At 34.9% G+C, this 12,707-nt stretch carries 12 protein-coding genes and 1 pseudogene; 6 read left to right on the top strand and 7 right to left on the bottom strand.

All coding sequences use genetic code 11. From position 1 onward, the window contains the following. Positions 1-303: 303 nt before the first annotated feature. The gene (locus ABE34_RS21290) at positions 304-753 is read left to right on the top strand and encodes a hypothetical protein (protein ID WP_197144448.1); all 450 of its coding nucleotides are present in this window, start codon (positions 304-306) and stop codon (positions 751-753) included. Between the two features lie 88 nt (positions 754-841). Here the strand turns inward: ABE34_RS21290 and solA are convergent, their stop codons facing one another. From solA to ABE34_RS21275, 3 genes and pseudogenes are all read right to left on the bottom strand, one after another. Continuing rightward, positions 842-1,966 carry an N-methyl-L-tryptophan oxidase gene (solA, locus tag ABE34_RS21285; protein ID WP_197144447.1) on the bottom strand — a complete coding sequence of 375 codons (1,125 nt, stop codon included), beginning with the start codon at positions 1,964-1,966 and terminating at the stop codon, positions 842-844. Positions 1,967-2,316: 350 nt separating this feature from the next. Continuing rightward, positions 2,317-2,499: pseudogene (locus tag ABE34_RS21280) on the bottom strand (IS5/IS1182 family transposase); the annotation flags it as partial. A gap of 427 nt (positions 2,500-2,926) precedes the next feature. After that, on the bottom strand, positions 2,927-3,817 hold the full coding sequence (locus ABE34_RS21275; RefSeq protein ID WP_197144446.1) for a LysR family transcriptional regulator: 891 nt from the start codon (positions 3,815-3,817) through the stop codon (positions 2,927-2,929). Positions 3,818-3,935: 118 nt separating this feature from the next. On the opposite strand from ABE34_RS21275, the gene ABE34_RS21270 reads away from it, so the two are divergent. From ABE34_RS21270 to ABE34_RS21260, 3 genes are all read left to right on the top strand, one after another. Next, positions 3,936-5,138 carry a YbfB/YjiJ family MFS transporter gene (locus tag ABE34_RS21270; protein WP_197144445.1) on the top strand — a complete coding sequence of 401 codons (1,203 nt, stop codon included), beginning with the start codon at positions 3,936-3,938 and terminating at the stop codon, positions 5,136-5,138. 186 nt (positions 5,139-5,324) lie between these two features. Further along, entirely contained in the window at positions 5,325-6,086 is a 762-nt protein-coding gene (locus tag ABE34_RS21265; RefSeq protein ID WP_197144444.1) for a class I SAM-dependent methyltransferase, read from the top strand. A gap of 13 nt (positions 6,087-6,099) precedes the next feature. Further along, the gene (locus ABE34_RS21260) at positions 6,100-6,621 is read left to right on the top strand and encodes a DUF6886 family protein (RefSeq protein WP_197144443.1); all 522 of its coding nucleotides are present in this window, start codon (positions 6,100-6,102) and stop codon (positions 6,619-6,621) included. A gap of 51 nt (positions 6,622-6,672) precedes the next feature. On the opposite strand, the gene ABE34_RS21255 is transcribed toward ABE34_RS21260, so the two are convergent. Beyond that, entirely contained in the window at positions 6,673-7,158 is a 486-nt protein-coding gene (locus tag ABE34_RS21255; RefSeq protein WP_197144442.1) for an NUDIX hydrolase, read from the bottom strand. Positions 7,159-7,379: 221 nt separating this feature from the next. Between ABE34_RS21255 and ABE34_RS21250 the strand changes: the two genes are divergently transcribed. After that, positions 7,380-7,844, top strand: coding sequence for a DUF523 domain-containing protein (locus ABE34_RS21250; protein WP_197144441.1), 465 nt, complete (start codon positions 7,380-7,382; stop codon positions 7,842-7,844). Between the two features lie 112 nt (positions 7,845-7,956). Here the strand turns inward: ABE34_RS21250 and ABE34_RS21245 are convergent, their stop codons facing one another. Continuing rightward, on the bottom strand, positions 7,957-9,087 hold the full coding sequence (locus ABE34_RS21245; RefSeq protein ID WP_197144440.1) for an acyltransferase: 1,131 nt from the start codon (positions 9,085-9,087) through the stop codon (positions 7,957-7,959). 624 nt (positions 9,088-9,711) lie between these two features. On the opposite strand from ABE34_RS21245, the gene ABE34_RS21240 reads away from it, so the two are divergent. Then, entirely contained in the window at positions 9,712-10,476 is a 765-nt protein-coding gene (locus tag ABE34_RS21240; RefSeq protein ID WP_197144439.1) for a DUF4184 family protein, read from the top strand. Positions 10,477-10,874: 398 nt separating this feature from the next. Here the strand turns inward: ABE34_RS21240 and ABE34_RS21235 are convergent, their stop codons facing one another. Then, the gene (locus ABE34_RS21235; RefSeq protein ID WP_197144438.1) at positions 10,875-11,582 is read right to left on the bottom strand and encodes an ABC transporter permease; all 708 of its coding nucleotides are present in this window, start codon (positions 11,580-11,582) and stop codon (positions 10,875-10,877) included. A gap of 21 nt (positions 11,583-11,603) precedes the next feature. Beyond that, positions 11,604-12,482: an ABC transporter ATP-binding protein gene (locus ABE34_RS21230; RefSeq protein ID WP_197144437.1), complete on the bottom strand. Its 879-nt coding sequence runs from the start codon at positions 12,480-12,482 to the stop codon at positions 11,604-11,606. Positions 12,483-12,707: the final 225 nt, after the last annotated feature.

Raw genomic sequence — 12,707 nt, 5'->3', positions numbered from 1 at the left:
TGTACACTACTCTCTCTGTGAAATAATGGTAAACAAATTTTTTATGTAAAGTAATGCATAGACTATGAAAAATAATATTACATAACTTAAAAAATCTAAAGTTAAAGAGTTGCACCAAATATGAACAGCAAGCATATCTTATATCAAAACTATCGGCATGGATAAACGAATAAGGGGTTGAATTACAACACTATTAGTGTAATATCACGCCGATAGTGTTGTTTTGGTTGTGTGAGCAAATTTTGAAGAACATCGATAAACAAGCATTACTTGATTGAGTTATGCTTTCGGGGGGGGTATAAAATGACATTTTTACGTTCTATGCATGTCAAAATTATGATGGCGTGTATTGTTGCGTATATAGTGACGGTAATTGGTATCAATCTATTTGATCTTTATCAACTAGGAGTACTCGGTATACTTGCTTTTATTGTATTTCCAATTACGGTGACTTTAGCTGGAAGACGCTTTGCTCCAGCGCCATTTAATAATTTCACTACGTGGATTGTTATTATTATGATTGGTATTTGCATCTTACATTGGATAGGTCAAGATGATAAGGGGCTTATGATGTCGCTATTCACGTTTGATTTTGTATATATGTGGCTGCTACATCACGACCCAGTACGAGATTATATAGTTGCTAATGATTTTACGTTCATTCGCTATATCGTGCGCATTGGGCTTGGGTTATTATACGGTGTTTTGTTGGATGTATTCGTCTATTTCGTAAAAAAGATAGTGAAACGATAAGTTTACTTAAATAGCAGAAGACTGCCTTTACGGCAGTCTTCTCGCAGTTACCCGACACAGTAGTAAGTGCATAAAGTGAAGCAAAGTGTCAGTCTGTCTTAAATCGACTAAGCCTAAAGAGTGATAAATCCTGCTTACTTTTTCCGTTTAGCGTTAAATCTGCTAGTACTTCACCCACTGCACTACTGAATTTAAAACCATGTCCTGAGAAGCCCGCTGCAATGATAATATTTCGATACTCAGGTAAAAAATCAATAATGAAATCCTCATCTGGTGTCATCGAATATTTACATGTTTTGCCGAATTTCAACGCACCCTGCTGAGGCATAAAACGATTGATAAAATTTTGTAAATCTATTGCATCCTGTTCGTCGAATGGGAGTAAAGGATCATTTGGATTGACTGCCTCACCGCCATCATGTCTGCCAAGCTTTAGGCCTGCTCCATCGATACTTGGAAAACCATAGTACATAGAATCAGTAAATTCAAAACAATAGGCTGGGAAAATTTCTTCACGATAAAGCTGCTCATCAGCCTCAAACCATGCAAATGTTTTTCGCGTCGGTGTTACAGGGATGGTGATGTCCATTGTTTGAAGTAACTCAGTTGCCCAAGCTCCAGCGGTTACAATTAAATGTGTAGCTTCGTAAATGTTATTTAGCGTTTGGACACGGACAATGTCACCAGCTTTGATGTTCTGCACTTTTTCATTTGTATGTAAGGTTGCTCCTGCCTCAATAGCTAATTTTTTATAAGCGCTAATGCAGGCTTCTACACGGAGGACACCGGCAGTAGGCTCAAAGCAAGCAACAAAGTTTTCTGGTAACGATAATCCAGGCCATTTTTCCATTGCCTCAGCCGCAGAATACTGCTCTAATGCTAAATCATAGAGCCTAGCACTTGTTTTCACATTTTGAATAAAAGGATGGGTCTCTTCACCGACATTCATTACCCCTGTTTGTAAAAGTAAAGTTTCACCCGTTAACGTTTCGAGCTCTTTCCATAATTCACCTGCTCTTTTGACAAAAGGGACATAACTAGCACCTTCACCATACGCAAAGCGAATAATTCTCGTTTCCCCATGATGACTACCTTCTTCGTGAGGAGGATTAAAGGCATCAAGCATCAAGACATTTTTTCCTGCTTTCGCTAAATGATAACCAGCTGCCATCCCCATCGATCCTGCACCAATTACAATCACGTCGTATATCATGTTTATCCCTACTTTTTTGCTCTAGTATAACAAAATAAAAGATTGCAAGACGGAAATTTCAGAAAATAATTAAACTTCTTTCAGCAAATGTCTTTTGTAGCGACAGGTACAAATGTTTTATCTGTGTGAAAGCGAAGCGTCAGCAACGAAGGCACTGAAAAACTTAAGTTTTCATAAAAGCGAACCTTTTTCAGATAAAAATAAGGCACTTCTTGTTCAAATTTGAACAGGAAGTGCCTTATTTCTGTCTCTATTCCTTATTCATTTTCGTTTAGTAGCTTTAATATCCGTTTCAAATTGACAGCGAATATCGTTGTAGCACCTTAAATTTCGATGCCAAATAGACCCGCCATACGAATTGGAGGAATAGCGTTACGTCCATTGTCTAAACAATATTTTGTTTTTAACTCTTCTAAAATGAATGAAAAGTCAACAAGTTCATTGATTTGGCGAAGTATATTATCTTTTGGCACAACAATATCGTAGATCGCAATATATAGACTTAAATTAAGGGTTTCTTGATTTGAAATCATCGGGGGCATCACCTGCACATTAATTCTTTTATTATAAAGGAAAGCGTTACTAAAATAATAGGTTGATACATTGCGTTGTTTGGAGAAGCATCGCTCGCCCGCGGAAAGGGAGCGGAATGCTTCGGAAAACAACAGTAGAGTCACAGTGCCAAATAAAAAAAGCAAGGTATTCAACGATTTAATAGTTGAATACCTCGCGATGTGAGAAGATATAGACTTTTTCAGTGCACTCGGCAGCAACAAATGTCTTTTTTACCGAAAGCGTAGCGTCAGCGGTAAAGCGCCCAGCCGGAACGGAAATCAACCCCCACGTTATGGTGATAAGATATTTCGATATAGTAGGATTGAAATTTTTACAAATGAAAAACTACACAAAAACTTGTTTTTGTACAAATTTTGTGTAGTTCAAACTTTTGAAAAATAATTGTTATGAAATGGAATCATTGATGATGTTAATAAAAGTATTAAAGGTCGAAGAGATATTTTGTTCATTTTTTCTTGTGCAAAGATAAATAGGACGCTGAATATCGATGTCTTTTATAAAAACTCGTGCTACTTGCTGTCGTTGAATAAAGTTAGAAGCCGCTATGGACGGAGCTAGCATCGTACCATATCCAGCTGCAATGGCGTGAATAGATTCGTTGATGCCGTCCAGTTGTAGCCCTACTCGTGGTGGTGGGATTTTATGAACTTTACATAAAGCGTTTAAATATTCTTTCGTAGAGCTACCATCTTCTCGTGAAACAAATGGCTGCTGCATTAATTCCGCTAATGTCACTTTCTGATCTGCCAGTGGATGACCGTAGGGGACGATAAACCAATAATCGAGGTTCATGAGAAATTGATAATTAATATCTGGATGATGGCCATCCTCTTTTACGATAAAAGCCATATCAACCTTATAGTGAAGTAATTCTTCAATAACCTGCTGGGAATTAGCCGTTTTTATGTGAATATGAGTAGTCGGATAGGCTTGTTTATACTTTGCGAGCCATTTCGGTAGTAAAAAATGAGATGGAACATGGGTAGAAGCAATTTGTAATTCTTCATTACCAGTGTTTTTTAATTGCTCCAACTTATTTTCGATATCCATCTCTAAATCAAATAACCGTCGTGCCTGTTTAAATAAATATTCTCCGTTTGGTGTTAAGGTAATTCCTCGACCTTTAGATTCTAAAAGGGTTAGGCCAAGTTCTTTTTCTAAATTTCTCATTTGAATGGTAACGGCAGGTTGACTAATCATTAGAGCTTGCGCGGCCTTGGAAACACTATTGAGCTCGGCAACTTTTGTGAATAATCTAAGAGCATGTAAATTCATTATGTATCCCACCTTATATAAGAATTTTTTATCCTTTTATATAAATTATATATTAGATTTATTAATTTTCACTCTGTATCCTTTTAATTACAAGAAGTTTTTAGGGGGTGGGGACAAGATGAATCGACAGCACATCGGAATTTTATTTGGTGGGGTGCTATTACTTGTAGTGGCTATGGGGATTAGCCGGTTTGCATTTACGCCGATTTTGCCATTTATGCGTCATGATGTCGGGTTTTCGTTTGAAGTTGCAGGATTTTTAGCATCGAGTAATTATATTGGCTATTTCATTGGTGCATTATGGGCAGGGTTTATTAATCGCCAAAAGAAGAACTTTTTATTGTTAAGTGTTGTCTTGAATGTCCTTTCTGTTGTTTTTATGGGAATCATTGAAATATATAGTGTTTGGCTTGTGCTTCGTTTAATTGCGGGCATTACAGGGGGACTGATTTTCGTATTAACATGTAGTATTATTATGGATTATTTAGCAAAGCATTCACTTACAAAATGGTCAGGCTATTTATTTGGCGGTATTGGATTAGGAATTGCTATTTCAGGTTTATTAGTCCCTGCTATTGAGACGCGTTTTGCTTGGCAAGGTACTTGGATTGGCTTAGGGATTTTATCTGCTGTTTTTTTAGTGGTGACATATATACTTTGGAGAGGCTTGCATGTACAAGATAGTGTGAAAACTGTTAAATCCTCTGATGCAAAAATGACAACGGGCTTTATGCCATGGTTAATTGTCGCATATGGTTTTGAGGGATTAGGCTATATTATTACAGGTACTTTTTTAGTCGATATCATTCACAATATCCCTTCACTACAAGCATACTCTTCGTATAGTTGGGTCATTGTTGGGGTAGCGGCTATCCCGTCCGCACCTGTTTGGACTGTATTATTAGAAAAATTTTCTGCCATCAAAATTTTGTTTGTTGCCTATATATTGCAAGTAGTAGGCATCTTGTTGCCAGTATTTTCACAAACAGTATGGAGCGTATTATTATCTTCATTTTTATTTGGCTTAACATTTGTAGGCATTGTGACGTTAACGACCTCTTATGCACGTCAGCTATTCCCAACACAAAGCGGTCCAGTCGTATCATTGTTAACAACGTTTTATGCTTTTGGTCAAATTATCGGACCGATCATCGCGGGCCAGCTTGTGGCGGTTTATAGTAGTTATAAGGCAGCGCTTGTCTTTGCAGGAGTCATGGTATTTTTTGCATTAATTATCATGTTATGTGGAAGATGGATCACAGTTAAACGACAGGTTACTTTAGACAATGCATTACCTATCAAAACTCAATCAAACCCTTAAATAAGAAAAGCCAGAAATCCCATTGGGAATTTCTGGCTTATATTTTTACTTAAAGATGGCGTGCCTCAATCTAAATGATATAAAAAAATAAAATAAAAGTCTACAACTTTTTGGATATATATGAAAAAATAGTAATGTGCACAAGGGACGTAACGTTACGATTCTATACAGAGATGAGGGAATTGTATGGCAAGAACAGTACCGACAGAAGAGGCGATTAAACGCTGGGATCAACATGCAGAAAGGTTTACAGCAAACTTCGATGAACATGGTGGCATACATCGTGAAGTATTATTAAATCCAGCCATTTTTTCATTATTAGAAGAGGTGAAAAGAAAAAGGCTACTAGATGCAGGCTGCGGAGAAGGCTATTTAAGTAGAATACTTGCTCAAAAAGGGGCTATTGTCACAGCAGTTGATTATTCAGAAAAGATGCTAGAAATTGCTAGAGAAAGAACATATGAGGAAGTTTCGATACAATATAAACATGGAAATTGCGAAAAACTAGATTTTTTAGCAGATGAACAGTTCGATTGTATTGTTTCCAATATGGTCCTTCAAGATCTAGAAGATTATAAGGCAGCTTTGAGTGAAATGTATCGTCTATTAAAACCTAATAGTACTTTCATCTTTTCTATTCTCCACCCGTGCTTTGTTACGCCGAATAGTGGCTGGATAAGAAATGAACGGCTTGACCAACAGTATTGGAAAGTTCAGCGTTATTTTTATGAAGGGGTATACGATCAAAAGCTTCCGCTAGATTCCGATGACAAAATTGTATTTTATCACCGTACATTAACGAGCTATATGAAAGCAATTATTCAAGCAGGATTTTCTATAGAGGACGTTATCGAACCGATGCCTTCAAAAGAGATGCTAATAAAGTATCCACAATTCGAGGAAGATTTGCATTGTGCAGATTTTATCGTTTTTAAATTAAGAAAATAAAGGAGGGGAGATTGTGCGTATATTTCATGTGAGTGAGGAAAATGAAATTACCGTATTCCATCCCAGATTACCTGATCGACTAGATTTAGATCAAGAGAAAGGGCTTGTATGGGCAATTAACGATACATGTTTGCCTAATTTTTTAACCCCTAGAAATTGTCCACGAGTTTGCTATCATATTGGTGCCGATACAACCGAACAGGATAAACGAGCCTTTATAGCATCTGCATCATGTTCGCATGTTGTCGTAATTGAAAGCAAGTGGTTTGAGACGATGAAAAATACGAAACTTTACTTATATGAGTTTGATAGTAATGGATTTACGCTACAAGATCAAAATGCTGGTTATTATACGAGTGAAACAACACAATATCCTATAGCTAAATTTGAACTGAAAAATTTATTTGATGAAATGTTTAAACGTAATGTTGAATTACGGATAGTGGATAGCTTGTGGAACATCTATGATGAAATTCAAAATACAAGCTTGAATTGGTCGATGTGCAGAATGCGATTTGCACTACCAAGAAAATAATTAACCAAGCCTCGTATACGCTACTATCGCGTGTACGAGGTCTTGTTATACTTAGACAGTAATAGTTTGTACGAATGGGGTACTCGTAATGTTAATCAATTCACTATCTTTATATGTAAATATATATTCATAGTTGGTTGTTTCATCTAGCATTTTTGGTAAGTAATGTTTTAAATCGGCTATTCCTACATTTTCGGGATGAAAAATCCACGATAGATGTTTCCAATCTAAAATGCCTTCCTCGACTTTAATCGGTGTCACATATGGATAAGATTCTGGCAATTCAGCAATAAAAGCATACATACAGCCAAAGTCGGTTGTTCCATCCGTCCATGAAATTTTTCCTTTGAATGTAATATCGTTCAGTACGATGCCCGTTTCTTCTTTAATTTCTCGTAATGCACAAGCAAGTGGCGTTTCATTTTTCTCAATCTTTCCGCCAACGCCATTCCAAGCTCCCATCCAATGTGGGAAATCTCTATTTAGCAATAATATTTGGTCACCCTTTTTAAGAAAACAAATTGTAAACTCAACCAAGTCTTTTCCTCCCTTTTAAATGATAGAATGAATTCATAAAAGAAATTTAGATAATGAAATAGTAGGCCAACCCAGTAAAATGGTTGTCCTACTAATAATAAACAACAGTTTTAAAATATCAATATTACTCATTGAAAAAGAATAAAGTAGGTTACTGTTGACAGACTCTTTTAATGAGCTAAAGTTTTCCTTATATGATATTACTTAAATGAGGTGTGCGTATGATATTAATAAGTGCTTGCTTAGCGGGATTAAAGGTACGCTATAACGGAACAGCTAGTTTAGATGAAAGAATTCAAAAGCTTGTGTTAGAAAATAAGGCGTTAACCGTATGCCCTGAAATTATGGGAGGTTTTTCGACGCCTCGTGAGCCCGCTGAAATTGTTGGTGGAGATGGTGAAGACGTTCTAGATGGAAAAGCGAGCGTGGTTGAAATATCTGGTCGTGATGTTACGGAGCTTTATTTAAAGGGCGCATATGCAACATTACATAAAGCACTTGAAATAGGAGCAACTAAGGTTGTATTAAAGGAGTATAGTCCATCATGTGGCAGTGCAATGATTTACAATGGTGATTTCAATGGTACAAAATTAGGGGGCGTAGGCGTAACTACTGCATTACTAAGAAGAAATAATATTGTTGTTTTTTCTGAAGAGGATTTTTTGGAGTTGTTTTTGCATACTTGATAGGTAAGAGCTTTTCTTTAAAATTATTGCACTAAATTGAATGCACGACCAAGCAAATAATTAACAAAGCCCTCGTAAACGCTACTACCGCGTGTACGAGGGCTTGTTACACTTACTTTTTGTATGGAAACTCTTTCGGAATCGGTCCAAACGCAATCCAATGATATTTAAAATATCTTCCTATTAAAAATACAATAGCCCAAGTGACGAATAGGGCAACAAGAAAACCACCAACACTCCATAAATGAAATAAAATACTGTTTCCACTTATAGGAATTTGTCTATAAAGGAAAAGGAAATATGGATGTAATAGATAGATGCCAAATGATAGTGTGCCTAGGCTAATAAAGCAATTGACAATCGCTTTATTCCATTTGTTATAAATCCAAAAGGAAAGCTGTAATAAGACAATGCTTGCTGTTATAGATTGTAGCTGAAAAACAATTTCAAATATAATACTGTTAGTTAAATAGGTTTGAGATGAGTATACAAAATAATATAAATATACATTATAAATAGTAGAAGATAGCCATATAATCCAGATAAAAGGGATAGCAATATGGAAATCCTCTTTTTTTAGTTGGATCCATCTTTTGTATTTTTCAAAATAGATACCTAAAAATCCACCTGCTAAGAAATAGACAAAATAAGAAAATGAGATACTCCCTCTATATGGATATTGCCAAAACTCTGCATTTAACAAAATAAAGCCCCATTGAAGGGCAAATCCAATCCAAATGAGATGAGAGGCTAGGGCTGGTTTTTTCTTTAAAACATATAGGAATAAAGGGAACATCAGATAGAACTGTACAATAATAAAAATATAGTATAAATGCGTATACGCTTTTCCGATTAAAAGTTTTTCAAGAAATTCCACACTAAATAGTGCATGCCATGTTAATGATAAATCATCCGTCAAAAAAATTTGAATGGCAGCATAATAGAAAATAGAAAAAAAGAGATAAGGAATGAGAATTTGCGTCACTCTTTTTTTATAAAAGCTAACGACCAGCCCTTTTGTTAAGTCCTTTTGTATATAATTGTAAAATAAAACAAATCCACTTAAGAAAATAAATACAGGGACAGCAAATTTAGAGGAAATGTTAAAAAATATATAAAGCGGATATAGTTTTGAGTCACTTGGTAAAACCGTAACAGGTGTACTAGTAGCATGGATAATAAGTACAGCTAAAATGGATAATGCACGAGTAATATTTAATTCATGAATATGTGCTCGTTTCATACAATCATCTCCCAAAAAATATTTACATATGATAGTTATTTTCTCGTCTAAACGGTGTACTGTAAACATTTGTGCTAGGCAGATGTCGGCATACCAGTGACAAAATGATAACCAAGAGAAGTAAATTTCTTTTATTTTTTGGAATATTATAACATGAACCCGGTAGTTATGGATATATTAAAATGAATGCCCCCACTACCTAAGTAGAATGGGGGAATTTTTATTCAACAAGTAAAATTCGCGGTGAGGTTTTGGCGATTATTTTCGTCGATACCCAGCAACCAAGACAGGCGGTCACAATACTTAAGAGGGATAATCCGATAGTTGTTGGCCAATTTATTACAAGGGGTAATTCCGGTATGCCATATATTACAAGAATACTTTGTACTACCTGTGGAATATGTCTTACATAGGTTTTGAGCATGATTAAGTACCTCTTTTGCTACAAGAAACTCCCTTCATTTGATTTTATTTCTTTTAGTGTAATGGGGGTATTATAAGTTCCTAATTAAATTTTTACAGCATAAAAATTTGTGGATGGAATCAGCTGATCTTTACATTTCTAAGTAACTTTTAGAAAAAAAAAACGTTGTATAAATACATTGTTATATAGAAGGGGATACTATGCCATTAACATTTGCTCATCCGGCGGCAGTATTACCTTTCACTAGAAAAAGTAAATATATTAATTTTTCTGCAATGGTTTTAGGTAGTATGGCGCCTGACTTTGAATATTTTTTACGAGGTCAACCTATAGGAGAGATAGGGCATACCTACACAGGTTTTTTTCTATTCAATCTCCCATTAGTAGTAATGATTTACTTTATTTATCATCGAATGATACGTTTGAATGTAATCCACCATTTACCTAACTTTCTGCAGGATACATCTAGCTACAAAGTGGCGGGAAGTAAAAAATGGAAGACAGTCATTTTTTGTTACTCAGCATTATTTGGAATGTTAACTCATGTAGTATGGGATTCTTTTACACATACAAATGGATTTATGGTAAGGAATTTCCAAACTTTAACCTATACATTCAATTTGTATGGCTATCAAATACCCATTTATAAACTTTTGCAACACGGTAGTACACTTTTGGGGATTTCACTAATTATCGTTTATATGTATTACAGCTCATCATTAAATAAGAATAAAGATACTCCAAACATTGGCGCTAAAAAGAAACTCTATTTTTGGGCTTTAATATTTATTTTAACGCTACTATATGTATGTCTTTGGTACATGATCGATAGGGTACCAATTAGCAACTATGGAGTAATGGTTGTACGTATCATAGATTCATTTTTTGGAAGTTTACTAACCATTTCTTTAGTTATAACATATCATCAAAACAAATCAGATTATCGTAATAATAAATGGCAATAGGTACTTTTTTATCCGGCATTAACCGCATAGAATACCGATTGATGGAGACAAATAATCAGTAGGGGTTGAATAAAACCCCTACTGATTAAAGTTTTATTCTCTTTCTTCTTGCGAAATTTAAATAATAGGAAGAGTTAACGTAAATGTTGTTCCTACATTTTACTTACTTTTAAAAGAAATTGAACCATTATGTGCCTCCATAATATGCTTGCAAATAGATAATCCGAGTCCTAGTCCTGTCCCTACATTTTTACAGCAGTCTCACCTGTAGCCTGAATACATCTGAAATAGTGTTCAAAAATAAAAGGCATATCCTCAGGAAGAATGCAATATCACTTTCAACTTCCATAGTTAGCAACTTGTTATTTTTACCGATTGAACTCTCCTTCTTTAGAAATTTATCTCCTTTTTCGATTCGAAAGGAGGAAGAACAACATGATGACGAAGGCTGAATAGACGAAAATCCAAGTAAATTGCCAATAAAAACTGCTAGGAATTGATTTAATAGAGTCATCTGAGCCCATCATTTCCAATGAAAGGCGGACAGGAGGAAGTAACCAAATGAGCCCTTTGATCTGAAGAATTGTTTCTTTTAAAGTAGCAATCACGACAGAAACAATTAAGATGCCAAGTACACCCCACCAAGTATTTTGTTTATTTTTAACGAGTTCTCTCGTAAATATAGCTGAGAGTGCAATTGCTAGTACAGATAAACTAAAATGAGAGAGGAATCCTAGTATTTGATGTATAAATCTTGGTTTTTCCCCAAAGGCACCAATAAGAGTAGGGTAGACTACTGATACAAAGCTTAAGAAAAAACCAATGAGTACACAAATAATAAAAATTCCTAAATTATAGTGTGTTCGACTTTTGGTATGAAGTGTTGTAATTACTTTTTGTCCTTCATCTTCTGCCTGAAATAGTGTAATTGTAAACCAACCCATTAGAAAAAAGAGAAGGATAGCTGTAAACGAATAACTATCTAATATTGGGTTTGGTACAAAGGTATAATTAACAACCAGGCATAATATGAAAATTGAAAAAGGTGGAACGTATTGATAGGATCTTAAATAATTGATAAATTGATAACGTAATAAACTTGTCATATCGGCGTCTATTCTTCCTCATTAAAAATGGGTATAGAATTGTTCCTCCTTTTCATTGATCGGGATTAATTGTTTAATAGAGGTTTTTTTGTGTAGTAGCGCTAATAATACTCGGTCAGTTTCCTCTGCCTTAATAATGGTGATAACCTCATAACAACCGTTGTCTAAATAATTTTGTTGCTGAATTTCAAGAATAGGTAGCATGTCATCTAATAATTCCACGTTTGAAATTTCGAAAATCAATTTATTTTTCGGACTATCATTTTTATTGAATGACTCTACTTGGATGACCCGATTATTTTGAATAACAAGAACGGTATCAACAAGATGTTGAAATAATTTTGGTTCGTGACATGTTAAAACGATACTTAACCCTTTAGCCTTTAATATCGAAAGAGTTTCTTCTAAATCACTTTGAGCTTTAGGATCAAGCCCTGATAGTGGCTCATCTAAGATTAGTAGATCCGTGTCTTCAAGCATTGCTTGCATAATCATAACCTTTTGCTTCATACCTTTAGAAAAGTTAATAATTCGAGTGTTCCGAGCTTCCTGTAAATGAAATAAATCAAGTAACTCATTTATTTTTTGCTGTAGTTGTTTTTTTGTCATACCTCGAATACGGCCCATATGATAAAGATATTCTTCAGGCGTAAACAAAATATGTGAAGGGGTCACTTCTGGCACATAACCAATTTTTAATGATTGTCGATGTTTGACAATAGAACCATTGTCAGCGTCAACTAATTCCGCAATAATTTTTAGAAGGGTACTTTTACCCGCTCCATTCTTTCCTACAATAGCTATAATCTCATTAGCGTAAATAGAAAATGTAGCATTTTCTAAAATTTTTTTACCTCTATACTGTTTAGAGATGTTCTGTATTTCCATAATCGTATTCATCTTTACACACCTTTATTTTTAGGCTTATTTGTAAGTCATTTTCGTTTCTATATCCAAGACCATTATCTGTAAAACTAGTATAGATGAATATTAGTTCTTTTTCTAATAGAATATTGGTGTAATTTTCATTTTTTAGTTATATTAAGGATAAATTGAAGTGGATGTCGATAAAAATGAAAAGTTAGGGGATAAAACGGGAAAGTTGGTCGATAAAACGTGAAAGTT

It is taken from the genome of Lysinibacillus sphaericus, assembly GCF_015844675.1.
Lineage (GTDB): Bacteria > Bacillota > Bacilli > Bacillales_A > Planococcaceae > Lysinibacillus > Lysinibacillus sphaericus_E.
This window is presented reverse-complemented; position numbering and strand designations above follow the sequence as displayed.

Excerpts from the sequence above, each read along its gene's own strand:
- ABE34_RS21290 (WP_197144448.1), top strand. The coding sequence starts at position 304 with ATGACATTTTTACGTTCTATGCATGTCAAAATTATGATGGCGTGTATT.
- solA (WP_197144447.1), bottom strand. The coding sequence starts at position 1,966 with ATGATATACGACGTGATTGTAATTGGTGCAGGATCGATGGGGATGGCA.
- ABE34_RS21275 (WP_197144446.1), bottom strand. The coding sequence starts at position 3,817 with ATGAATTTACATGCTCTTAGATTATTCACAAAAGTTGCCGAGCTCAAT.
- ABE34_RS21270 (WP_197144445.1), top strand. The coding sequence starts at position 3,936 with ATGAATCGACAGCACATCGGAATTTTATTTGGTGGGGTGCTATTACTT.
- ABE34_RS21265 (WP_197144444.1), top strand. The coding sequence starts at position 5,325 with ATGGCAAGAACAGTACCGACAGAAGAGGCGATTAAACGCTGGGATCAA.
- ABE34_RS21250 (WP_197144441.1), top strand. The coding sequence starts at position 7,380 with ATGATATTAATAAGTGCTTGCTTAGCGGGATTAAAGGTACGCTATAAC.
- ABE34_RS21245 (WP_197144440.1), bottom strand. The coding sequence starts at position 9,087 with ATGAAACGAGCACATATTCATGAATTAAATATTACTCGTGCATTATCC.
- ABE34_RS21240 (WP_197144439.1), top strand. The coding sequence starts at position 9,712 with ATGCCATTAACATTTGCTCATCCGGCGGCAGTATTACCTTTCACTAGA.
- ABE34_RS21235 (WP_197144438.1), bottom strand. The coding sequence starts at position 11,582 with ATGACAAGTTTATTACGTTATCAATTTATCAATTATTTAAGATCCTAT.
- ABE34_RS21230 (WP_197144437.1), bottom strand. The coding sequence starts at position 12,482 with ATGAATACGATTATGGAAATACAGAACATCTCTAAACAGTATAGAGGT.